The following is a 23927-nucleotide window of genomic DNA, read 5'->3' as shown; positions in this document are numbered from 1 at the left end:
ATCTCCTTGCGGAGTGTCCTTAGCATATCAGTATCCACTTCACTTATACGGATCGGCAGCATCGCGAAGACCGTCGCCCAGGAAATTGAACGCCAGAATCACGAGGATGACCGGAATGGTTGGAAACAGCAGCCAGGGATAAAAAGCAATGACGCTGACGCTGCGGGCTTCCGTCAGGAGAATGCCCCAGCTGGTGATTGGCGGACGGAGACCGAGACCGAGGAAGCTCAATGCCGTCTCGCCGAGGATCATGCCCGGGATTGCGAGCGTGGCCGTCGCGATCAGGTGGGACATGAAGCCGGGGACAAGATGGCGGCCGATGATGCGGCTGGAGCCGGCGCCCATCAGCTGTGCCGCCAGCACGTAGTCCTCTTCACGCAGGGCCAGCAGCTTGGAGCGCACGGCACGCGCCAGCCCCGTCCAGTCGAGCAGGCCGAGAATGGCGGTGATGCCGAGATAGATCAGGATCGGGCTCCATGTCACCGGCATGATCGCTGCCAGCGCCATCCAGAGCGGTATGCTCGGTATGGATTGTAAAACCTCGATGATGCGCTGGACGATCAGATCGAAGACACCGCCGTGGTAGCCGGCCAGACCACCGATGGTGATACCCAGCACGAAGCTCATGGTGATGCCGAGCAGGCCGATGGTCAACGATATCCGGGCTCCGTAGAGGATACGCGACAACACGTCGCGACCGAGGCGATCGCTTCCCAGCAGGAAGAGTTGCCCGTCCTTGGCCGGGCAGACCAGATGGACATTGGTCTGTACGAGACCCCAGAACCTGTAACCGTCGCCCCGGCAGAAGAAGCGAATCGGCTCAACCCGGTCCGGTTTGTCCGTGTAGATCCGGCGCAGCGTGTCCATGTCGAGCGTCATCGTGCGGCCATAGACGAACGGTCCGACGAACTTGCCGTCATGAAACAGATGGACGCGCTGCGGCGGCGAATGGATGAAGTCGACGTTGCGGGTGTGCAGATTGTACGGCGCCAGAAACTCGACGATGGCGATGGTCGCGTAGAGAAAGGTGAGAAAATAAAGCGAGTACAGCGCCAACCGGTGTTTCTTGAACTTCCACCACATCAGCCGCAGCTGCGATGCCTGGTAGACTCGCGATTGTTCCTCGGACATCACATCGATGGAATGGGGATCGAACGCCGCCGTCGAGACATAATGCGCCAGCGGTGCGCCGGATTCAGGTAGGGACACAGTCACTTGGTGCTACCGCCTTGCAGTCTGATGCGCGGGTCGAGGAATGCGAGTGCGATGTCCGATATCAGCACGCCGATCACGGTGAGGAATGCCAGGAACATCAGGAACGAACCGGCAAGATACATATCCTGACTTTGCAACGCTTTTATCAGCATCGGGCCTGTTGTTTCGAGAGACAGCACGATGGCAGTGATCTCCGCCCCTGAAATGATCGCCGGCAGGATCGAACCGATATCCGAGATGAAAAAGTTGAGCGCCATGCGTAGGGGATATTTGACCAGGGCGCGGAACGGATGCAAGCCCTTGGCGCGAGCGGTCACGACATATTGTTTCTGCAGCTCGTCCAACAGATTGGCGCGCAGACGGCGTATCATGCCTGCGGTACCGGCGGTGCCGACGATCAGCACGGGAATCCACAGGTGTTCAAGAATGGATTTCGCCTTCTCCCAGCTCATCGGTTCGGCCAGGTATTTCTGGTCCATCAGATGGCCGATCGAGGTGCCGAACCAGATATTGGCGAAATACATCAGGATCAGCGCAAACATGAAGTTCGGAATGGCGATGCCGATCAGGCCGACAAACGTCAGGCCATAGTCGCCCCAGCTGTATTGATGGGTGGCGGAATAGATGCCGATCGGGAAGGCGATCAGCCATGTGAACAGGATGGTGACGAAGGAAACCAGTACCGTCAGCCAGAGACGGTCACCGACCACCTCGTTGACCGGCAGCTGATATTCGAACGAATAGCCATAGTCGCCCTGCACCAGGCCAGCGGCCCAATGGAAATACCTGATCACCGGCGGCTGATCGAAGCCGTACTCCTTGCGCAACGCGTCAATCTCAGCGGTGTCCACAGCTTCGCCCTGGGCGCGAAGTTCGGCAATGTAGCTCTCGAAGTAATCTCCAGGTGGCAGTTCGATGATCGTGAAAACCAGCGCGGAAATGATGACGAGGGTCGGGATCATTGCCAGGATACGCCAGAAAATGTAACGCACCATGGTCAGCTAACCTCTTCGCTGTACCAGAACGTGTCTGGCATATAGACCCCGAGATAACAGGTCGGGTCGAAGCCGTAGAGGCCCTTTTCGGGAATATTGCGGATATAGGCGGAATGCATGACCGGCTGCAGAGTCGCATTGACGATGCCGATCGAAAAGACGTTCTGCGTATAGATTTCCAGCATTTCGTGCCAGATGCGTGTCCGTTCTCCGGTGTTGTCCGTCTTTCGCCATTGCTTCACCAGATCGATCAGCTTGACCGCTTCCGGCAATTCCGGCGCAGTTCCGTTTTGCTCGATGGAGAGATAGTACATGCCCCAAGAGGGCCATTGAAACTGGTCGTCTCTGCTCGGCGCAAGATCGCCCGGGTTCATATCGGCTGTGGGCACGCCATTTTCGATGCCTGACCACATGGACATCATGATCTCGCCACTCATCGTCCGGCTGCTGAAAACGTCCCGTTGCGAGGTCTTGATAAAAAGCGCGAAGCCGACTTTCGCCCAATGGTCCTTGATGAGTTCCAGCACGTCGGTCTCGAGCGTACTCTCACCAGCGGTCTCGACGACGATCTGGGCTTCCCGCCCGTCGGGTAGCAGCCGTATGCCGTCGCTGTTGCGTTGCGTCAGGCCGACCTCGTCGAGTAGCCTGTTGGCCTGATCGGGATCGTGGCTTGCCCATGCGGCCGCATATTCCGGCTTGAACAGTGGGCTTTCCTGCAGGATTGTGTCCGCGCTTTCCTTCGCAAGCCCGTAGAAGCTGACCATGTTGATTTCGTGCCGGTCGATCGCCAGCGACAGGGCGCGCCGGACCCGCACGTCCCAGAACAGGTCGCGCCACACCTTGTCGCTGCAATTGAGATTCGGCAAAAGGGCGAGGCGAGAGCCTTGAGTCCTTTTCCAGAGATTGACCTTCACGGGATAGCGTTTTTCCGCATCCTTGAAGAACGCGTAGTCGGAAAAATCGACGCCGGTGGACTGTAGGTCGGTTTCACCCGCCCCGGTCTTGGCCGCGATGATTTCCGACGAGCTGATATTGAGCAGCCAGCGATCGATGTAAGGCAGCTGCAGGCCGTTTTCGTCGATCCGGTGAAAGAACGGATTGCGCTCGAACACGAACTGCTCGGCCGGCGGCGCCGTGCGCGGAATCCACGGGTCCAGCGATGGCAGGTCGGGATTTTCAGGACGGTACTGGCGCGACATTTTGATGTGCAGATCGGCCCACTTCTTGACCCGGTACTGTTTCATCAACGCCGACAGGCGGAAATCGTCCTGATACTTCTTGTGGAAGTGCCGCATATAGGCCGACGGCATCAGGATGACGACCGGCGAGGCGGCGGCAAGGCCCGGCAGGAAGTCCGGATTGGGCGTTTTCCAGGTGTAGCGGACAGTCAGTTTGTCGATGATCTCGAATGTCGGCCCTTCACCATCGGCGAGAAGCTCGCGCTGGATGCCGCCCTTGCGCAAATCCTTGTTGAGGATCACGTCTTCCCAGGTATAGCGAAAGTCCTCGGAGGTCAGGTAGCTGCCGTTCGACCAGCGGTGACCGTCACGGATCTTGAAGGTAAAAATCCGGCCTTCCTGAACGTCGAAACTTTCCAGGATATCGGGCTGGAACTGCAGGTCCTCGGTATAGCCGACCAGACGGGCATAGCCGTTGATCGTCATCATCCGGATGTCCTTCTGGCTGCCAATCAGCATGCGGACAGTGCCGCCGTACTTTCCGGGCTGCCGGCCCATGGCGGCCAGATTGACGCGCCGCGGGTTTTTCGGCAGGCGATCAGGCAGATCAGGCAGGGCCTGAGCCCGCAGATAAGGCCGCAGGAATGGCGGCTCCGGGGCCGCTCGGGCGACGCCGGGCACGAGAGCGGAGGCAAGCAACCCAAGGGTCATGCGCCGGGTGATCATGATACGAGCTCCCTGACATCGGCGGTTTTGCGCGCCAGAACAAGATGGCCGTTGCCGAGGTCCGCTGTTCCCAGCACGGTCCCGTCGCCCTCGTCGGAAAACTGTTTGCCCCAGCTGCGCTTGTCGGACGCGCCGCTTGGGTTGAGCATGGAAAAGTTCAGCGGCCGGTCGAGATCGGGGAAAGGTACTGCGGCAAGCAGCGATTTCGTATAGGGGTGAACGGGCGCCTGCATCAACGTTTCGCGCGGGGCGATCTCGACGATGCGGCCGCCGCACATCACCGCGATCCGGTCGGCCATGTAATCGACGACGGCAAGGTTGTGCGAGATGAACAGGTAGGTCAGCCCCAGTTCCTTCTGCAGATCCTTCAACAGGTTGAGGATCTGGGCCTGAACCGAAACATCGAGCGCGGAGACCGGCTCGTCGCAGATCAAAAGGTCAGGCCCGAGCGCCAGCGCCCTGGCGATACCGATACGCTGGCGCTGGCCACCAGAAAAGCTGTGGGGATAACGATTGAGATGGCGCTCGTTGAGGCCGATCGCCTTCAACAGCGCCTTCACCGTCTCGACACGCGACTTGCCGTTGCCGCGCCCGTGGATTTCGAGCGGCTCGCTCAGGATGTTCTGGACCGTCATGCGCGGGGACAGTGAGGAGACGGGGTCCTGGAAAACCATCTGCACCTTGGTGCGCAGTGCCAGGAGTCCTGATCCTTCAGCTTTCAGCACGTCGATTGGGCCATCGCTGCTGTCGAGCATCACCGCGCCTTCGTCCGGCGTCACCGCACGCATCAGGATCTTGCTGAGCGTGGTCTTGCCGCAACCGCTTTCACCCACCAGCCCAAGACATTCGCCGCGCATGATGTCGAAGCTGACGCCGTCGACCGCCTTGGTCGCCGGCGAGGTGTCCTTGGTCAGCCAGCTCGATTTTCGGGTGGCGAAGGTCTTGCTGACGTCGCGCACCGAAAGCAGGATTTCCGGCTTCAAGGCTTCGTCGGCCGCGACGATCATCTTTTTCCCGAGCAGGTTGCTGGTATTCACCGGAACTTCGCGCAGCGCTTTCAGGCGCTCTCCCGGCTTCATGTCGAAATGCGGAACGGCGGCCATCAGTCCCTTGAGATAGGGATGCGACGGCTTGCGGAAAATAGCCTCGACCGGCCCGGCCTCCATGATCTCGCCGTGGTAGATAACGACGACCTCGTCGGCCACATTGGCAACGACGCCGAGATCATGGGTGATCAAGAGCATGGCCATGTTCAGCTTGGTCTGCAGCCCGCGCAACAGTTGCAGGATCTGCGCCTGGATGGTCACGTCGAGCGCGGTCGTCGGTTCGTCGGCGATCAAAAGCGAGGGATTGCAAATCAGGGCCATGGCGATCATGGCGCGCTGGCGCATGCCGCCCGACAGTTCGAAGGGATACATGTCGAAGGCGCGCGACGGCTTGGCGAAGCCGACCAATGCCAGCATTTCCTCGGTGCGCTCACGGCGCTCGCGTCCGGACATGCCGGTGTGGATTTTCAGGGATTCGCTGATCTGGTTGCCGATCGTGTGCAGCGGTGACAGCGAGGTCATCGGCTCCTGGAAGATCTTGCCGATGCGATTGCCGCGCAGGTTGCGGATCTCCCGCCCGTCGCGCGGCATCAGCAGCAAGTCGGCCGGCCCCTTGCTGGTCGCCGGATCGCAGAAGAGGATGCGGCCGCTGCATGTGGCCGTCTTCGGCAGGATGCCCATCACCGCCTGGCTGATGACGGATTTGCCCGAGCCGGATTCGCCGACCAGAGCCGTCACCTTGCCCGGCAGGACGCGCAGGCTGGCGTTGCGCACGGCATCGAGCTGCCCGCCGAGCATCGCGAACGAGATACTCAAATCCTCGATCCGCAACAGGTCTGCGCCTGAATTCATGCCAGCAGGTGTCCTTGTTTCATAGCGGCCCGCTGTCACGCAGAGATCGCCTCCGGGTGGAAACCCGGCTTCATCGCAGGGAGACTATCGCACGGAAATTGGCGTGTCCATGACCTTCGGCTGGTAAAGTTGGCGCGGATATAGCCGCGGCGGCAAGCCACCACGAACGAAGAAACTATAATCATTCGAACGGGATCAGAGTTTTTCGCGTCCCGCTAATGCAATCAGCGGGCTTGGCCGCGTTGGCCTCTTGATCCGTTATTGCAGCAGCTTGTTCCAGAGGGGCTCGCGCGGCTGCGGTTTCTTGCTGTTGCGATAGAGCAGCATGACCTGTTCCGCCTCCGAACGCGTCTCCAGCGAACGGCTTTGTATGGTCTCGCTTGCGTCCAGCTTCATGTTTTCGTCTCCGGGCAGAAGCACGGTCACCTTCTGGCGCACGCCGCGCAGCTTTTCCTGGCCGAGCGTCACCCAGTCACCGCCGCAATAGGTGGCGAAAGCCTGACTGGCAACGATCGGCTGGGTGTATTTCTTGGTCAGGCCCTGCAGCCGCTCCACCTCGTTGACGGCGGCGCCGAAGGCGGAAAACGCCAGTCGATCCTTGAGGCCAACATTGCCGAACATGACATTGCCGACATGCAGTCCGATACCATAATTGACATCGCCAATACCCTGGCGCCGACGGTCGGCGTTGAGTTCGGCCATATGCGCCGTGGCCTGGCGAACCGCTGCCATCGCGGCAAGGGCGGCGACCTGGGACGGTTCCCGGTGGCGACCGCAGGGATAGACGGCGAGAAAACCGTCGCCGACGAAACTCAGTATCTCGCCGCCATTGCGGCTGAACGGAGTGGCGATGGCATCGAAGAATTGGTTGAGCGTATCGATATAAACCTGCCGGCCTTCCCGTTCTGCAAGCACCGTCGATTGTCGCATGTCCACCATCACCAGCGCGGCCCGGATGGTTTCGCCATCGCCCCGCCGAGTCTGGCCGGAGAGGACGCGCTTGCCGGCATTTTCGCCGAGATAGGTGGTGAGCATGTTGTCGGCGAGCTTGCCGAGAACGGCCATCTTGGCGGCGACCGCCAGGTTGTTCTGGATGCGCAGCAACGCCTCGATGACATCGTCGTCAAAGCCGCCATGGGCGTCGGTGGACCAAGAGCCGATCATGCCCTGGCCGGACGTTGTGCCGAATGACTGGACGAAGGCGATATAGTCGGTGACACCCATTTCCTTCAGATCGTCGAAGATCGGAAATTCGGAAGGAGCCTTGGGATCGATCTGCCGGCGCATGTGCTCGAGGTTGTTGCTCAGCAGATAATAATAGGGGCTTTGCAGAAAGCGGTCCGGCTTTTCATCGGTGGGATCGGCGCGATAGCCTTCGACGATGACACCCTGGCCGCGCAGCCAGGTGAAGCCGAGCGCATCATAGAGCGGGTGCAGCATCGAAAAGCTCAAATGGACACGATTGAGCGGCAGGCCGGACGCCGCAAGCCTCTCGCAGAATCCCGCGACCACTGTTTCGAGAGTTTCGCCGTTGAGGGCGGCCTGCTGCAACCAGTACGATACGCGGTCCAGCAGATGGGTGGAAACAGTCGTCTTGTGGATGTTCATCGCTTGACGTGTCGCTTTCTCAACGAAAATCCCAAGGTTTGCCGACCGCGGGATATCCAGTTTGCTGCTTGTCTGCCACTCGGTGGACCGGGCGCCCGCTCCCTGAGCAATATAAGTGGCGATATCGGCAAAACCAGATTCGGCCCTCACAAAATTGGAGAATTGTTCCGCCCGCGGCGGAATGCGCAGTCGGACCGGTCCTTGACACTCGGCCAATTTATCCTCAACTGACCCGCATCAGCAAAGGCGCCTGCGCGCGTCCGATCAGTCGAGAACACCCATTTGACCGTCAATTCCTCCTTGAGCGAGACCCTCCTTTCGAAGATAGCGGACCGCAGCGCCCACGCCGGTGTCATCGGGCTCGGCTATGTCGGCTTGCCGCTGGCGATCACCGTTGCCCGCAGCGGTTTCACCGTGACCGGCTTCGATATCGACCCGCAAAAGATCGTCGCCATCGATGCCGGGCGTTCCTATATCGAGGCGGTGCCGGATGCGGTCCTGGCCACGGAGACGGCAGAAGGCCGCTTCCGTGCAACAACCGATTTCCAAGCGCTTGCTGCCTGCGACGTCATCGTCATCTGCGTGCCAACGCCGCTGACGAAACACCGCGATCCCGATCTTTCCTTCATTACAAAGACCTGCGACCGCATTGCCGAGACGCTGAAACCCGGACAGTTGATCGTGCTGGAATCGACCACCTATCCCGGCACGACGGACGAGGTTGTGCGGCCGATCCTTGAAAGAACCGGCCTGAAGTCGACACGGGATTTCTTCCTTGGCTTCTCACCGGAGCGCGAGGATCCGGGCAACCGCGATTTCCATACGTCAAGCATTCCCAAGGTCGTGGCCGGAGACGGTGAAGCGGCTTCGGGCCTGATGGCGGCATTCTATGGGGCCGTGGTCCAGTCAGTCGTTCCGGTATCGTCGCCCGCCACCGCCGAGGCCGTGAAGCTGACGGAAAACATTTTTCGCGCTGTCAATATCGCGCTCGTCAACGAGTTGAAGGTCGTCTACGAGGCCATGGGCATCGACATCTGGGAGGTGATCGACGCGGCAAAGACCAAGCCTTTCGGCTATATGCCGTTTTATCCCGGCCCCGGTCTCGGTGGTCACTGCATCCCGATCGATCCGTTTTATCTCACGTGGAAGTCGCGCGAATACGAGCTGCCGACACGCTTCATCGAACTTGCCGGCGAGATCAATTCCGCCATGCCGCGCCATGTCGTGGGGAGGCTGGCCGAGGCGCTCGATATCCATCTCGGCAAGGCGCTCAGCCGGTCACGCGTGCTGGTGATCGGCCTGGCCTACAAGAAGAACGTGCCGGACATCCGCGAAAGCCCGTCGCTGAAACTGATCGAACTGATCGAGGAACGGGGCGGGAGCGCCGCATACCACGATCCGCATGTCGCCGAAATTCCGAGGACGCGCGAATACATGGCGCTGAAGGGGCGGACGTCGGTGCCACTGGAGGAGCAATTGGTGAAGGGCTTCGATGCCGTACTGATCGCAACCGATCACGACGCCGTCGACTATGCGGCACTTGCGCGCTGGTCGCCGTTGATCATCGACACCCGCAACGCCTTTGCCCGCAGGGGCATCGAAGAGGGAACCATCCTCAAGGCGTAGCCGCGACCGACGCCGCGGCCGATATCTGGTTTTTCAGCCGGCTGGCGGCCATCGCATAACCGCCGGCTGCGCCATCGATGAAATGCATATGATCGTGGCTGAGCGGCGTCGGAACGATGCAGGTCATCAGCGCCGAATCCTGGCGGTGAAGGCCGAAGCGGCAGATGCCGGCGCTGGCCGCTTGCTCCAGCCGTGCCTCGATCTGCCGCAACCTTTCGGGATCGACATCGATGGTCATTTTCAAACCATCGTCGAACTTTCGGAAATCGGTGTTGCGTGCGACATCGCGGCGATAGGCTTTCGGGTCAAAGCCACCCAGCGTCATGCCAAGACGGTAAAGCCCGACGGTGAGCAGATATTGCCCAAGGATGAAGAGCCGGTGTGCGAAGCGTTTTCCTTTTGGCGCGGTCTTCGTTTCTGCCGATAGTCCCGCTGCCGATAGTCCGATCTGCGGACCTTCGGCCCCAACCGGATGGCCTTCCCGTTCTTCACCTGCGGCGAGCGCCACGATGGCGGAGACCAGTGCCTGAAACGCGGCTATGTTCCCTGATCCCACGGGAACCGCGATGATCGAGACGATATCGCCGTGGCGGGACTGGATCGGGTTCCACCGGCAGGAGAGGCCCGTAAGGTCCGGTCGTGCGCCCGGTGGCGCCGTCGGAACGGCAAACAAACCCTCCTTCATACGCGCCTCGGCCCAGCTCGATCCGCCGCCGGCAAACATTGCGTAGGATATATCGGGATTGACCTGGAAGCGGGCGACACGCACCTCAAGGCCCGCCGCGACGACATCGGCAACGGGGACGAGGGCGGCGCGCAGCGTCAGTTGCAGTTCCTCGCCGACCCAATTCTGGACCGCGGAGAGGGCGTTTCGTGCCTTTTCCACGCCGGACGGCGGAACGGCGACCATTGCGCCGTCTCCCCCGAAGACAAAGGGAAGGTCGTTCTTGCCCAAAGCGTTGAGGATGGCCGAAATGACGCTGGCGCCGGCCATGTTGACCGCCTTGTAGCGCCCGGCCTCGATCGCACCGGTCGAATCGACGATATCGGCGGTCGCCAGGGCCCAGTCGGCAGGCAATGCCCGATAGTTCTGGCTGTCGGCGACGCCTTCGAACTCGACGAAGACCGGAAGCGCACTGAAGAATGTTTCGCTGGAAAGCTGGCTCATGCTGCGAGGCTAACATATTCGCTCGGGGCAGGCGACGGTGGTTTCGCCACCCGGGATGGGGAAATGCAGGCCGGGGAATAAATCAATGGTACGCCTCCGCATGGTTGAATTTACCGCTAATTTACCCCTGCCACGGTCGACCGGGCGCGCGACCTCGTGTTAAGCGAGACGACCCGCATGATTTGGAATGGATGGATAAAATTAGATGAGCCGCCTTGATGGTTTTATTTCCCGTATGCAGTCACAGCGCGAAATCCTCAACCACGTCCAGGAGAATTCGATGATTGCGCCCGATGGCGTGATTCTTGAAATCGGGCTGGGCAACGGGCGGACCTACGATCATATCCGCGAGCGGTTTCCAACAAACCGCATCATCGTCTTCGATCGTGCCGTCGGCTCGCATCCGGCATCAACACCGCCGGAGGAAGATCTCATCCTGGGGGACATCAAGGATACGATCCAGCAATTTGCCGGCAAGAACATTGCGCTTGCGCATGCCGACATCGGCACGGCCTATCCTGAAAAGGATGCGCGGACACTGACCTGGCTGCCGCAGTCGGTGGCAGCAGCCCTTGCGCTTGGCGGCATTGCGGTGAGCGGCCTGCCGCTCGACAATCCGGAACTCGAACCGCTGCCGTTGCCGGCTGGCGTCGAGCCGGGACGTTATTATTTCTACCGGAAGCGCTGAACGGCTGCTTCTACTCTTGCCTTATCGGGCGAGCGGTGTGTTACGGCAGGAGCAGGACATCGAACTGCTCCTGCTGGATCGGCAGAGCAGTCACTTTCATCTCCTCCTGGCGACCCTCGAAGAACACGATGCAGTCCTCGTAGAAGCCTGCCAGGTGATCGACGAAAGCCTTCGATCCGGCCGGTCCGTAGAAGACCGGAGAGAACTCCATGTAGAACGGCACGCGCCGGGCAAGAAGCGGTTGCATGGAACGGGCCGCAACCGGCTCGTAGCCCTCGATATCCATCCAGATCAGCCCGATGTCTTCTGCGGCGACCCCGGCTTCGGCAAGCAAGGCGGTGACCGGCTTGACCGGAACCTTGATCTCGATATCCTGGTCGCTCTGGCGCAGTGCGCTGCTCTTGCCGTGATTGTCCCGGTGGAGGAAGAAATCGATCGTGCCTGCGTTTTCGCCGGCGGCGCTGTTGATCGCGGTGATTTGCTCTCCCAGGCCGTTCTGGTCGATATTGGTTCGAAGCAGCTGAAAGTTGCGCGGATCCGGCTCCACCGTGACGATGCGACGGAAGGCCCGGCTGAGCGCGAAGTAGATGGTCTGGGTGCCGATGTTGCCGCCGAGTTCGAGAAGGACTTTTTCCGGTTGCAGCAGCCCCCTTTGCCGCAGAACGGATAACAGCCGGTCGACGTTTTCCCGTTCGAAATGACCTTTTCGATAGATCTTCCGGCCGATGTAGTCATGCGGGGAAAAGGTCATCAGGTGATCGCCGCAATCGGCGGTCATGGAGAGAATTTTCGGGCTGACGGCATTGACGAGCATTTCGCGGCCGGTCGGGGTGGCGAGAAATCGCTTTGCCATGCGATTGCGCCATTTGCGCAGCCGGCGCTTCCAGGATTTCATCGCAAACATGCCTTCGCCGTCTCCATCGTATCGTGTCCTTCTTCAACACGAGATTGGGCGGAAAATGAAGGCGTTTCTGCGAAAACGCTGCCCCTTGCGATGGAGACCGCTTCAGCCCGGCTTTCCTGCGGTGCCGCGCCGCGCGCAAAGCCATCGACCTTGATGGTCATCGGCCGCGGCTGCCTGCCGCGAAATTCAACAGGTGCTCCGCAAGCGTATGTCGAATTGGTGCGCCGCCGCATCGAACGCGCTTGACAAATTTTTCATGATGTGAAAATTCTTTCAACAAGAGATAAAAATATCATGCTGTGAAAAAAATAGCAGAGCGAGGGCGGAGACATGGCTTTGGGTGGCGGTTCAATTCGGGACGATGAGTCGAGCATGGCGACGCGTGCCGCATGGCTGCATTACGCCGGTGGGCTGACCCAGTCCGAAGTTGCCAAGCGCCTCGGCCTGTCTTCGCTCAAGGCACACCGCCTGATCACCAAGGCCAACCAGGAAGGCCTGGTGAAGGTCTATATCGACGGCGAAGTTTCCGAATGCGTCGAACTCGAGCAGAAGCTGTCTGCCCGCTACGGTCTCGACTATTGCGAAGTCGTGCCGGATTTCGATCCGGAGGACCTGCCGCTGAAGGCGCTCGGCATTTCCGGGGCTCAGTTCCTCAAGCGCGAGATCGAGAAGGACGGTTCCGTCCTGATTGGCATGGGGCATGGGCGGACGCTTGCCGCCTGCGTCGAATATCTGCCGCGCACCACCAACAACGACGTCCGCTTCGTCTCGCTGCTCGGCGGCCTTACGCGCCGGTTTTCCGCCAACCCGCATGACGTTATCCACCGGCTGGCCGAGCGCACCGGGGCTGAAGCCTATGTCATGCCAGTGCCGTTCTTCGCCAACACGGTCGAGGATCGCGACGTTCTGTTCAACCAGCGCGGCGTGCGCGAGGTTTTCGATCTCGCCAGCAGCGCCGATCTGCTGCTCGTCGGCATCGGCACGGTCGAGCGCGAGGCGTCGCTGGTCGCCACCGGCATGATCGAGAAAAGCGAGATCGAGGAAATCAAGAACGGCGGCGGTGCCGGCGAACTGCTCGGCCATTTCTTCGACGACAAGGGCCAGCCGATCGAGACGTCGCTGTCCAACCGCACGTTCACGCTGAGCCGCGAGGACCTGAAGAACCGCCGCACGGTCGCCGTTGCCGGCGGCAAGGTGAAGGCCCGCGCCATTCGGGCCGTGCTCGAAAGCCGATTCCTCAGCGGTCTGATCACCGACGAGAAGACGGCGCAGACATTGATGGAGGACGCCGCCTGAAATGGCGCCGTTCCGGATGAGGAAATGACGGCTGTCAACCGGCCCGGGGAGTGGTTCGGTTCAGCCTTTCGCAGCAGCAGCATCCCGCCTGGTCTTGTGCCGCGGGGTGCATGCGCTGCGATCTGGAGGAAATACCGGTCGGGTAAGCCGGTACGGCTCAATGGGTTGAGCATGTTTTGCCCGTGAAGGAGGAGAAGACCGATGCATGAGAAAGAAAAAGACCTCATCAGTGCATTCCTGCGTGGAGAGGTGGACCGCCGCGGAATGCTGAAGGGCCTTGGCGCCATGGGGATCACGGCCGGTTCCGCCGGCACGCTGCTCAACATGATGTCCACCAGGGCACTTGCCGCCGATTTCGACTGGAAGAAACATTCCGGCAAGGCGCTGAAACTGCTTTTGAACAAGCACCCCTATGCCGATGCCATGATCGCCAACCTGCAGAACTTCAAGGATCTGACGGGCATCGAAGTGACCTATGACGTGTTTCCGGAAGACGTCTATTTCGACAAGGTGACGGCTGCCCTATCGTCCGGCTCCACCGAATATGATGCGTTCATGACCGGCGCCTACATGACCTGGACCTATGGTCCGGCCGGCTGGATCACCGACCTGAAGGAGTGGATCAACGATCCGGAAAAGACCAACCCCAACTATGCCTGGGACGACTTCCTGCCGGGCGTCAAGAATTCCTGCGCCTGGAACGGCCAGCCGGGCGGTGCGCTTGGTTCGGACGACGCCAAGCAATGGTGCATTCCGTGGGGCTTCGAACAGAACAACATCACCTACAACAAGGCGATGTTCGACAAAGCGGGCGTTGCCGTCCCCAAGAACATCGATGAAATGATCGCCGCTGCCGCCAAGCTGCAGAAGGATGTCGGCGGCATCTACGGCATCGGCGTTCGCGGTTCGCGCTCCTGGGCGACGATCCATCCGGGCTTCCTGTCGGCCTACTCGAACTTCAACGAGAAGGACCTCAACGTCACCGACGGCAAGCTGTCGGCGGCGATGGGAACGGCAGGCTCCAAGGCATTCCACGCCAAATGGGTGCAGATGATCCAGGAAAGCGGCCCGAAGGACTGGTCGACCTACACCTGGTATCAGGTCGGCACCGATCTCGGCGCCGGCGCCTCGGCGATGATCTTCGACGCCGACATTCTCGGCTACTTCATGAACGGCGGCGACAACAAGATGGCCGGTCAGCTGTCTTACGCCGCCTTCACCGCCAACCCGGATGCAACGGCCTCGACGCCGAACATCTGGATCTGGTCGCTCGCCATGTCCAACTTTTCCAAGGACAAGGACGCCACCTGGTACTTCATGCAGTGGGCTTCAGGTCCGGAACACGCGATCTTCGGCGCCACCAAGATGGATTTCGTCGATCCGGTCCGCCAGTCGGTCTGGAAGGACGAAGCATTCCGCACCAAACTCGACAAGTATCCGGGCTACGTCGACATGTTCGACGCTTCGGCTGCCGGCGCATCGATCAAGTTCACGCCGCAGCCGCTGTTCTTCGACGTCACCACCGAATGGGCGGCAACGCTGCAGAAGATGGTCGCCAAGGAAGTGCCGGTTGACGAAGGTCTCGACCAGCTCGTCGAGAGCATCGATCGCCAGCTGAAGGAAGCTGGTCTCGGTTAATCTGCCTCCCAAGCAGAGCCCGGCGCTTGAGAGAGTGCCGGGCAACCCGCACACCGGCTGAATGCCACTGAAAGACAACCTGAGATGCCGATGGACTGGCGCTCGAGCTTGATTGCTTGTGCCCTCGCGTGGTTTCTTCAAAAGACAAAGAACGGAGCTCGACATGGCTTCAACAGCAACCCTCCGCAAGCCGGCTTCAGGTTTTCGCATCAGCAGGAAGATGCTGCCCTATGTGCTCAGCCTGCCGGCGCTGCTCGTGTGCATCGGCATCCTGATCCCGTTTATCACCGCGGTGATCTATTCCTTCCAGCGCTATCGCCTCAGCCAGCCCTGGGCGCGGCAGTTCAACTGGGGTGAGAACTATCTCAACTTCTTCACCGACCCGGCCTTCTGGAACACGCTGAAAGTGTCGCTGCTCTATGCCGGCATCACCGTGACGCTGGAACTGCTGCTGGGTCTCGGCATCGCGCTGCTTCTGCAGCGCCGCTCGACGGTCAACAATTTCATCTCGATCATGCTGCTTTTGCCACTGATGATCGCACCGGCGCTGGCCGCGCTGATGTGGAAGCTGATGACCAATCCGAGTTTCGGGATCCTGAGCTATCTGGCAAGCCTGATCGGACTTCACGATTTCCGCTGGGCGTCGTCCCCGAGTACGGCGCTGCTCACCGTCGTCCTCGTCGATATCTGGGTCTACACGCCTTTCATCATGATCCTGCTGCTGGCCGGCTTGCGCTCGTTGCCGACCCAGCCATTCGAGGCGGCAGCGCTCGATGGCGTGCCGAGGACGTTCGTGTTCTTCCGCATCACGCTGCCGATGCTGACGCCCTATATCCTGACGGCGACGCTGTTCCGTCTGCTCGACAGTATCCAGCAGTTCGATATCATCTACGCGATGACGCAAGGCGGGCCGGGCAATACGCTGACCGTTTTCCAGGTGGAGGCCTATCTCAACTTCTTCCAGTCGACCAATGTCGGGCGTTCCGCAGCACTGATGGTCATCCTCTGGGCGATCACCTACTTCCTGTCGAACATCTTCATCAAGAACTGGCTGCGGCTGCGCGAACGCGCTCGTGGCGAAGCGTGAGGGGAAAATCATGGAAACCACATCCACGCTTGAAAAAACGCTGCGGCTGATTGCGCTGACGCTTGTCGTCATCTTCTTCATGTTCCCGATCTTCTGGATCTTCCTGATGTCGTTCCAGACCAACGAGACGATCCTGGCGATCCCGCCGTCGATCATCTTCACGCCAACCTTGTCGAACTATGCGGCGCTGATTACCGGCAAGCTGACGACCGCCGCCGGCACGCTCGACATCGCCTTCATGCGCAATCTCGGCAACTCGATCTTCCTGTCGGTAACGTCGGTAGCCCTTGCGCTGGTTCTCGGCGTCCCCGCGGCCTATGCCTTCGCCCGCCACAAGTTCAAGGGCTCCGAGGACATCGCGTTCACGCTGCTGTCCTTCCGGTTCGCGCCGCCATTGCTCGTGCTTTTGCCGCTCACCCAGTATTTCCAGTGGCTCGGGCTGTCCGATACCTATTTCGGCCTGATCTGGGTCTACCAGCTGATCTGCCTGCCGCTCATCCTGTGGATCGTGCGCGGCTATTTCGAGGATATCTCGGCCGATGTCGAATATGCCTATCGTATCGCCGGTCATTCCTGGTTTGCGACCTTCCGCAAGATCGCCCTGCCGCTGGCAGGACCGGGGATCGCCGCCGCTGGCCTGCTTGCCTTCATCTTCGCCTGGAACAACTTCGTCTTCGCGCTGGTGCTGGCCTCGGCCGACAAGCAGCCGGTGACGGTGGGCGCGCTTGCGTTCGTGACCTCCTCCGGCATCCAGTATGGCCAGATCGCCTCGGCCATCGTGCTTTCGGTCACGCCGACGCTTGCACTTGCACTCTACGCCCAGCGCTACCTCGTCGAAGGACTGTCGCTCGGCGCGGTTAAGGGATAAATCATGACGACGCTTCAGCTTAAAAATATCACCAAGCGCTACAAGACCAACCCGGTTCTCGACAACCTGTCGCTGGATGTGGCCGATGGCGAGACGCTGGTCCTGTTCGGCCCGTCGGGTGCCGGCAAGACCGTGCTGCTCCGGCTGGTGGCCGGGGTGATCGATCCCGACGAGGGGCAGATCCTGATCGGCGGCGAGGATGTCAGCGATATCGACGCCGAATATCGCGGCATCGGCATGGCCTTCCAGAATTTCGCCCTGTTCCCGCATATGAGCGCTTTCGACAACATCGCCAGCCCGCTGACGGCGACGAATGCGACGAAGGATGTGATCTCGGCCGGCGTCCTGAAAGTCGCAAAGCTCCTGAAGATCGATCACGTTCTGACGCATCACCCCAAGGCGCTGTCGAACGGCCAGAAGCAGCGCACCGCGCTTGCCCGCGCCCTTGCCGGTTCGCCGCCATTGCTCCTGCTTGACGATCCCTTGCGCAACGTCGATGCCAAGCTGCGTTTCGAGATGCGTCTGGAGCTGCCGCGCCTGCTGGCCGCTCAGGGTGCAACGGTCGTCTACGTGACGCAGGATTACAAGGAAGCGATGGCGCTGGGTGACCGGATCGCCGTCATGTCGCAAGGGCGTATTCGCCAGATCGGCACGCCGGAGGATATCTACAATACGCCGGCCGATATCGAGATTGCCCGGCTGTTCGGCGACCCGACGATTAACCTTCTGGATGTGACGCCGAAGTCCGGTCCGGATGGGGTTTATGTCGAGCTTTCCAACGTCAAGGTGCCGTTGCCGGGCATGCCGGCGAGTGTGGTTGGAAAAACATCTGTGATTGGGCTCAGACCGGAAACCATTGTTTTTACAGATGCGGGCGCATCGGGCGCAATTCCGGTGACGGTCGAGGCGGAAACGCCGCTGAACGAGAAAACGGTGACGCTGGTGCTGACAGCCCGTGGCCGTGAAATCCTGGTTTCGCGCCCGGCCGGAACGCCGGGGCCGACATCCGGTCCCGCCCATATCGCCGTCCACGGAAATACGACATTTCTGTTCGACAAGGAGAGCGGCGGGCTGATCCGGTCAGCCGCCATCCCGATGACACGCAATGGAGAAGCGGCATGAGCGAGACAGCGCTTTTTATCAAGGGTGTCGATAAGTTCTACGGCCCGATCGATCACGGCGTCCATGCCGTTAAACAGCTCAACATGGATGTGAAGAAGGGCGAGATCATCGCGCTTCTCGGCTCGTCCGGCTGCGGCAAGACATCGACTTTGCGCATGATCGCCGGTTTCGAAGCTGTCTCTCGCGGGACGATTTCGATGAAAGGACGCGAGGTCCAGACCTTTGCGCCCGTCAAGCGCAATGTCGCCATGGCGTTCGAAGGCTATTCGCTCTATCCGCCGCTGACGGTGCGCGAAAACATCGCGTTTGCCTTGAAGGCATCCCGGCTCTCCCAGAGCGTCGTCGATGAGAAGGTGGCGAATATCGCCAAGTTGTTGGAGATTGAGGACATCATGGGTCGTTATCCAAGCTCGATCTCGGGCGGCCAGCAGCAGCGCGCCTCACTTGGTCGCGCCCTGATCCGCGATGCCGACCTGCATCTGCTCGACGAGCCGATGGGGCAGCTGGAACCGCAACTGCGGGCACTGTTGCGCGGCCGCATCAAGCATTTCATCAAGGAGCGCGGGCTGACCGCTATCCTCGTCACCCATGACCAGACGGAAGCCAACGCGCTGGCCGATCGGATCGCCGTCATGGAAGGCGGCGTGCTGCAGCAGTTCGATACGCCGCAGATGATCAAGGAGCGTCCGGCCAACCTGTTCACCGGGACCTTTGTCGGCGAGCCGCCGATGAACGTGTTTTCGGCGGGGATTTCCGGGACCAGTGATACGGTATCCTTCGGTCTCAACGAAGGCGTGAAGCTGGATTACAAGGCTTCGGATTTCTCGCATGCGGTGCGCGCCGAACTGATGAAACGCAGCAAGGTTGTGCTCGGCATCCGGCCCTATGCCGTCCGGCGCAGCGAAGGCGGTGTCGGCGCGAAGGTTGCGGTCAACCAGTGGCTCGGCGACCAGACGCATATCGCCGCTGACTTTGCCGGGGGCACGATGGTGCTGGTCGAGCATGACCGGACCAATCTGACAATCGGCGAGACTGTCGCCATCCGCCTCGACCCGTCGAGCCTGCATGTCTTTGACGGCGACAATGGCCGGGCGATCAGCCACGGGCAGGAGCTTGCCTGATGCGCGATATCCTGATCGGGATCGATGCGGGAACCTCCGTCATCAAGTCGGTCGCCTTCGATCTCGGCGGCCGTCAGATCGCGGCCTGTGCGATCCCGAACAGCTATGAAAGCGAAGGCGGCAAGGGCGTCGTACAGGATCTCGACCGGACCTGGGCAGATGCCGCCAAGACGCTCGCCGATCTTGCCGGCAAGGTCGAGAACCTTGCAAGCCGTGTCGCTGCCATCTCGGTGACCGCACAGGGCGACGGTACCTGGCTGATCGACAAAAACGGCGATCCCGTCGGCAAGGGCTGGCTCTGGCTCGATGCTCGCGCCGGGGAAACCGTCGAGCGGTTGCGTGGCGACAGCGGCGATGTGGCCCGGTTTTCCCATACGGGTTCCGGCCTTGCCGCTTGCCAGATGGGGTCTCAGCTGCGCTGGATCCTCGACAACGCCCCGGAAATGCTTGATGGCGCGACGACCGGATTTCACTGCAAGGACTGGCTCTATTTCAAGCTGACCGGGCAGCGAGCCACCGATCCGTCGGAAGCCAACTTCACCTTCGGCAATTTCCGCACGCGGCAATATTCCGAGGATGTCATCGACTTTCTCGATCTGAGGAAGCAGCGTCACCTGTTGCCGGAGATCGTTGACGGTGCGGTGACCCGGCATGCGCTGAGCGACAGCGCCGCTGCGTTGACGGGGCTTCTGGCCGGAACGCCAGTCGTACTCGGTTATGTCGATGTCGTCTGTACTTCTCTCGGTGCCGGTCTTTATGAACCGGGCGTGGATACGGGCTGCTCGATCGTCGGCTCCACCGGCATGCATATGCGGCTGGCGACGAGCCCGGATCACGTGCAGCTCAACAAGGATCTGACGGGCTATACCATGTGCCTGCCCATGCCCGGTCACTATGCACAGATGCAGTCGAACATGGCGGCGACGCTGAACATCGACTGGATACTGGCGCTGGCTGGCAGCGTGCTCAAAGGCATGGGAATAGAGAAAAGCAAGCCCGAGCTTCTTTCCCATGTTGAAGACTGGCTTTCGGAAGCCAAGGAAACCTCGCTGCTGTTCCATCCATACATCTCTGAGGCCGGCGAGCGCGGGCCGTTCGTAGATGCCTCGGCGCGGGCATCCTTCATCGGGCTCGACATGAACCACGGCTTTGCAGACATGGTTCGAGCGGTGTTCAATGGGCTGGCGATGGCATCGCGCGATTGTTATGCGGAGATGGGGCCGCTTCCGTCGCGGGTGCGCCTGACCGGCGGGGCCGCGCGCAGCGCCTCCCTGCGGCGCATTCTCGGCGGGGCGCTTGGCTGTGCCGTGCAGACCAGCGAGCGGGAAGAGGCGGGCGCTGCCGGAACGGCGATGATTGCTGCCGTCTCGCTTGGCATCTATGGCTCCATGGCCGAATGCGTCAAGGAATGGGTGACCCCCTACCAGCGGCAGGCGGAACCTGCCGACACGATCATGAAAGCGCGCTTTGATGCCGCGTTTCCCATCTACAGGCAATCGCGCCTGGCCCTTCGTCCGGTCTGGCACGCCCTGTCCCACGGCGCTGCCCCGGCATCTGAACAGGAAAGACTGAAATGAAGAAGATCGCCATCATCGGAGACCGGTTCATGCTGCCGACGGTCTTTCGCGACAAGGTCGTGGAAGCCTGTGGTGACGGACATGACATTCGTCTCCTCGAACAGCCCTGGCCGGACGAGCCGATGGAGCATGGCTATGCCGTCGAGGGTATGGACGGCCTGAAGGAATATGTCGGCAAGGCCGACGACATCGTCGACTTCGTCGGTGACGCCGAACTGGTGATCACCCAGCTTGCGCCGTTTTCCCGCGCCATGCTCTCACGCCTGCCAAGCCTGAAATTCATCGCCGTGTCGCGCGGCGGGCCGGTCAACATCGATATGAATGCCGCGCGCGACGCCGGTGTGCTGGTCGTCAATACGCCCGGCCGCAATGCCAGCGCCGTCGCCGAATTCACGCTCGGCGCGATCCTTGCCGAAACCCGGCTGATCCGCACCGGTCATGAATCCCTGCGCAAGGGGGAATGGCGCGGCGAACTCTATCGCGCGGACAAGACGGGACGCGAACTCTCCGAAATGACCGTCGGCGTCGTCGGCTACGGCAATATCGGCACCAAGGTGGTGCGGCTGCTGCGGGCGTTCGGGACCAAGGTTCTGGTGCACGATCCCTATGTCCAGCTGTCGGCCGAAGACCGCAATGCCGGTGTCGAGCATGTTGCCCTGGATGATCTCCTGTCGCGCTCCGATGTGGTGACGCTGCATCCGCGTGTGACGGAGGAGACGCGCAACATCATGAATGCGGAAAGCTTTGCCAAGATGAAGCCGGGCGCGATCTTCGTGAACACGGCACGCGGACCGCTGGTCGATTACGACGCTCTCTATGAAGCTCTGGTCAACGGCCCGCTGGGTTCTGCCATGCTGGAAACCTTTGCAATCGAGCCGGTGCCTGTCGACTGGCCGCTGCTGCAGCTTCCGAACGTGACGCTGACGCCGCATATCGCCGGAGCTTCGGTGCGGACCGTCACCTATGCGGCCGAGATGGCGGCCGAAGAAGTGCGCCGCTACGTCGCCGGCCTGCCGCCGGTCAATCCGTGCTGAGGGCTTTCCGATGAGCGAACTCGAATTGCGACAGGCCATCATCGACCAGTGCCGCGCCATGAATGCCAGCGGCCTCAACCAGGGCACATCGGGCAATATCAGCGTTCGGCATGGCGAGCGGATGCTGATCACGCCGTCGGCCATTCCTTATGCCCAGATGACGCCGGACATGATTGTTTCCATGCCGATCGAAGGCGATGCATCGCAATGGGAGGGGCCGAAGAAGCCCTCGGTCGAATGGCCTTTCCATCGCGACATTTTGCGCGCGCGCCCGGAAATCGGCGCGGTCGTCCATACGCACTCGACGTTTGCCACCATTCTGGCAATCGCCCGCAAGCCAATCCCGGCCTGCCACTACATGATCGCGGCTTTCGGCGGCCATGACGTGCGGGTCTGCGACTATGCGCGCTACGGCTCGAAAGAATTGTCCGAGAACGTGATCACTGCGCTCGAAGGGCGCTCGGCCTGCCTGATGGCCAATCACGGCATGGTCGCGACCGGACCCAGTCTGGACAAGGCCATGTGGGCGGCGGTCGAACTCGAGACGATTGCCAAGCAATATTACCACTCCCTGCTGATCGGCGGTCCGGTCATTCTGCCGGAGGCGGAGATTGCCGGCGTATTGAAGGGGTTTGCGACATACGGATTGCAGGAGAAACGTTCGTGAGCGCCGGCATCATCGACCTGTTCATTATCGGCGGCGGCGTCAATGGCGCGGGTATCGCCCGTGATGCGGCAGGGCGAGGCATGTCGGTTGTCCTTTGCGAGAAGGATGATCTGGCGCAGGGCACCAGTTCGCGTTCCGGCAAGCTCGTGCATGGCGGCCTGCGCTATCTCGAATATTACGAATTCCGGCTGGTGCGCGAGGCTTTGATCGAGCGCGAAGTGCTGCTCGAATCCGCGCCGCATATCATCTGGCCAATGCGCTTCGTGCTGCCGCACAGCTCGTCCGACCGACCGGCCTGGCTCGTCCGTCTGGGACTGTTTCTCTACGATCATCTTGGCGGGCGCAAACGGCTGCCGGGAACGCGCACGCTCGATCTGCGCACGGCGCCGGAAGGTGCGCCGATCAAGACGGAGTATCGCAAGGCCTTCGAATATTCCGATTGCTGGGTCGATGACGCCCGTCTCGTTCTGCTCAACGCGCTCGACGCCAAGCAGCGCGGCGCCGAGATTCATACCCGGACGGCCTGTACCTCGGTGCGCCGCAACGGCGATCTCTGGGATATCGAGATGACGGACACCGGTACCGGCCGCAAGACCGAGCTTCAGGCGCGCTGCGTCGTGAATACGGCGGGGCCGTGGGTGAATGACGTCATCGGTCGCGTTGCCGGGCTCAATTCCCGCCGTAACGTCCGCCTCGTCAAGGGCAGCCACATCATCGTGCCGAAATTCTGGGAGGGGCGGCAGGCCTATCTGGTGCAGAACCCGGACAAGCGGGTGATCTTCATCAACCCCTATGAGAACGACCTGGCGCTGATCGGCACTACGGATATTCCCTATGAAGGCCGTCCGGAGGACGTGAAGGCCGATGCCAACGAGATCGATTACCTGATCAAATCGGTGAACCGCTATTTCAAGCAGCAGCTGACGGAAAACGATATCGTGCACAGCTTCTCCGGCGTGCGGCCGCTCTACGACGACAATGCTGAAAACCCTTCGGCCGTGACGCGCGACTATATTTTCGAGGTCGATGCAGTGAACGGCAAGGCGCCGCTGCTGTCCGTCTTCGGCGGCAAGATCACCACCTTCCGCAAGCTTTCGGAACATGCGCTGGAGAAGATCAGGCCGTTCTTCCCGGCGATGGCGCCGGGCTGGACCTCCAAGGGCATCCTGCCGGGCGGCGACATGCCAAAGGCCGATTTCGATCAGTTCCTCGGTGATCTCCGCGCAAAATACCGCTGGCTGCCCGCCGATCTGGCCAAGCACTATGCAAGGCTTTATGGCACGCGCGCCCATGAGCTGATCGGCAGCGCGGCGTCGCTCGACGATCTGGGGCCGTCTTTCGGCAAGCTGCTGTACGAGCGCGAGGCGCGATTCCTGATCGAAACAGAGTGGGCGCAGACGCCGCAGGACATTCTGGAGCGCCGGACGAAACACGGGTTGCACATGACACCGGCGGAGCGCGAGGTTTTTGCGTCCTGGTGTCTGAGTCAGTCGCAGGCGGCTTGAGGGAGA

20 protein-coding genes are annotated in these 23927 nt (G+C 60.8%); 12 read left to right on the top strand and 8 right to left on the bottom strand.

The window, feature by feature from the left end:
• Nucleotides 1–39: 39 nt before the first annotated feature.
• The 5 genes from J2Z75_RS24350 to J2Z75_RS24330 form a co-directional block, all read right to left on the bottom strand.
• Nucleotides 40–1215 (bottom strand): ABC transporter permease, encoded by a 1176-nt coding sequence (locus tag J2Z75_RS24350; RefSeq protein ID WP_209855592.1) that lies wholly within the window; start codon nucleotides 1213–1215, stop codon nucleotides 40–42.
• Entirely contained in the window at nucleotides 1212–2210 is a 999-nt protein-coding gene (locus J2Z75_RS24345; RefSeq protein ID WP_209855591.1) for an ABC transporter permease, read from the bottom strand. Before J2Z75_RS24345 ends, J2Z75_RS24350 begins: the two co-directional genes overlap by 4 nt.
• A 2-nt stretch (nucleotides 2211–2212) precedes the next feature.
• The gene (locus tag J2Z75_RS24340) at nucleotides 2213–4114 is read right to left on the bottom strand and encodes an ABC transporter substrate-binding protein (RefSeq protein WP_209855588.1); all 1902 of its coding nucleotides are present in this window, start codon (nucleotides 4112–4114) and stop codon (nucleotides 2213–2215) included.
• Nucleotides 4111–6012: an ABC transporter ATP-binding protein gene (locus J2Z75_RS24335; protein WP_209855586.1), complete on the bottom strand. Its 1902-nt coding sequence runs from the start codon at nucleotides 6010–6012 to the stop codon at nucleotides 4111–4113. The genes J2Z75_RS24340 and J2Z75_RS24335 overlap by 4 nt, the downstream gene beginning before the upstream one ends.
• Before the next feature lie 258 nt (nucleotides 6013–6270).
• Nucleotides 6271–7620, bottom strand: a complete 1350-nt coding sequence (locus J2Z75_RS24330; protein WP_209855584.1) for an adenylate/guanylate cyclase domain-containing protein — start codon at nucleotides 7618–7620, stop codon at nucleotides 6271–6273.
• 282 nt (nucleotides 7621–7902) lie between these two features.
• On the opposite strand from J2Z75_RS24330, the gene J2Z75_RS24325 reads away from it, so the two are divergent.
• Entirely contained in the window at nucleotides 7903–9246 is a 1344-nt protein-coding gene (locus tag J2Z75_RS24325; protein WP_327791289.1) for a nucleotide sugar dehydrogenase, read from the top strand.
• Here J2Z75_RS24325 and J2Z75_RS24320 read toward each other — a convergent pair.
• Complete coding sequence (locus tag J2Z75_RS24320; RefSeq protein ID WP_209855582.1) at nucleotides 9236–10414, bottom strand: DUF3095 domain-containing protein; 1179 nt, start codon at nucleotides 10412–10414, stop codon at nucleotides 9236–9238. The genes J2Z75_RS24325 and J2Z75_RS24320 overlap by 11 nt on opposite strands.
• 205 nt (nucleotides 10415–10619) lie before the next feature.
• Between J2Z75_RS24320 and J2Z75_RS24315 the strand changes: the two genes are divergently transcribed.
• Nucleotides 10620–11102, top strand: a complete 483-nt coding sequence (locus J2Z75_RS24315) for a class I SAM-dependent methyltransferase (RefSeq protein ID WP_209855580.1) — start codon at nucleotides 10620–10622, stop codon at nucleotides 11100–11102.
• 40 nt (nucleotides 11103–11142) lie between these two features.
• On the opposite strand, the gene J2Z75_RS24310 is transcribed toward J2Z75_RS24315, so the two are convergent.
• Together J2Z75_RS24310 and J2Z75_RS24305 are read right to left on the bottom strand one after the other, a co-directional pair.
• A complete protein-coding gene (locus J2Z75_RS24310; RefSeq protein ID WP_209855578.1) occupies nucleotides 11143–12006 on the bottom strand; it encodes an FkbM family methyltransferase in 864 nt (287 codons plus the stop codon).
• Entirely contained in the window at nucleotides 11994–12167 is a 174-nt protein-coding gene (locus tag J2Z75_RS24305; protein ID WP_209855576.1) for a hypothetical protein, read from the bottom strand. The genes J2Z75_RS24310 and J2Z75_RS24305 overlap by 13 nt, the downstream gene beginning before the upstream one ends.
• 169 nt (nucleotides 12168–12336) lie before the next feature.
• Here J2Z75_RS24305 and J2Z75_RS24300 point away from each other — a divergent pair, with 169 nt between their 5' ends.
• The 10 genes from J2Z75_RS24300 to J2Z75_RS24255 all read left to right on the top strand — a co-directional run bounded on the left by J2Z75_RS24300 (nucleotide 12337) and on the right by J2Z75_RS24255 (nucleotide 23921).
• Complete coding sequence (locus tag J2Z75_RS24300) at nucleotides 12337–13302, top strand: sugar-binding transcriptional regulator (protein ID WP_209855573.1); 966 nt, start codon at nucleotides 12337–12339, stop codon at nucleotides 13300–13302.
• Nucleotides 13303–13503: 201 nt separating this feature from the next.
• A complete protein-coding gene (locus J2Z75_RS24295; RefSeq protein WP_209855571.1) occupies nucleotides 13504–14940 on the top strand; it encodes an extracellular solute-binding protein in 1437 nt (478 codons plus the stop codon).
• A gap of 163 nt (nucleotides 14941–15103) precedes the next feature.
• Nucleotides 15104–16027 (top strand): carbohydrate ABC transporter permease, encoded by a 924-nt coding sequence (locus J2Z75_RS24290; protein WP_209855569.1) that lies wholly within the window; start codon nucleotides 15104–15106, stop codon nucleotides 16025–16027.
• 10 nt (nucleotides 16028–16037) lie between these two features.
• Complete coding sequence (locus J2Z75_RS24285) at nucleotides 16038–16895, top strand: carbohydrate ABC transporter permease (protein WP_209855567.1); 858 nt, start codon at nucleotides 16038–16040, stop codon at nucleotides 16893–16895.
• Nucleotides 16896–16898: 3 nt separating this feature from the next.
• The gene (locus J2Z75_RS24280; protein ID WP_209855565.1) at nucleotides 16899–18017 is read left to right on the top strand and encodes an ABC transporter ATP-binding protein; all 1119 of its coding nucleotides are present in this window, start codon (nucleotides 16899–16901) and stop codon (nucleotides 18015–18017) included.
• Entirely contained in the window at nucleotides 18014–19138 is a 1125-nt protein-coding gene (locus J2Z75_RS24275) for an ABC transporter ATP-binding protein (protein ID WP_209855562.1), read from the top strand. The genes J2Z75_RS24280 and J2Z75_RS24275 overlap by 4 nt, the downstream gene beginning before the upstream one ends.
• Nucleotides 19138–20715 carry an FGGY-family carbohydrate kinase gene (locus tag J2Z75_RS24270; RefSeq protein WP_209855560.1) on the top strand — a complete coding sequence of 526 codons (1578 nt, stop codon included), beginning with the start codon at nucleotides 19138–19140 and terminating at the stop codon, nucleotides 20713–20715. The genes J2Z75_RS24275 and J2Z75_RS24270 overlap by 1 nt, the downstream gene beginning before the upstream one ends.
• The gene (locus J2Z75_RS24265) at nucleotides 20712–21749 is read left to right on the top strand and encodes a 2-hydroxyacid dehydrogenase (protein ID WP_209855558.1); all 1038 of its coding nucleotides are present in this window, start codon (nucleotides 20712–20714) and stop codon (nucleotides 21747–21749) included. Before J2Z75_RS24270 ends, J2Z75_RS24265 begins: the two co-directional genes overlap by 4 nt.
• A 10-nt stretch (nucleotides 21750–21759) precedes the next feature.
• Complete coding sequence (locus J2Z75_RS24260) at nucleotides 21760–22416, top strand: class II aldolase/adducin family protein (protein ID WP_209855556.1); 657 nt, start codon at nucleotides 21760–21762, stop codon at nucleotides 22414–22416.
• Nucleotides 22413–23921, top strand: coding sequence for a glycerol-3-phosphate dehydrogenase (locus J2Z75_RS24255; protein ID WP_407692814.1), 1509 nt, complete (start codon nucleotides 22413–22415; stop codon nucleotides 23919–23921). The genes J2Z75_RS24260 and J2Z75_RS24255 overlap by 4 nt, the downstream gene beginning before the upstream one ends.
• Nucleotides 23922–23927: the final 6 nt, after the last annotated feature.

Source organism: Rhizobium herbae, assembly GCF_017873135.1.
Taxonomy (GTDB): Bacteria; Pseudomonadota; Alphaproteobacteria; order Rhizobiales; family Rhizobiaceae; genus Pararhizobium; species Pararhizobium herbae.
This window is presented reverse-complemented; position numbering and strand designations above follow the sequence as displayed.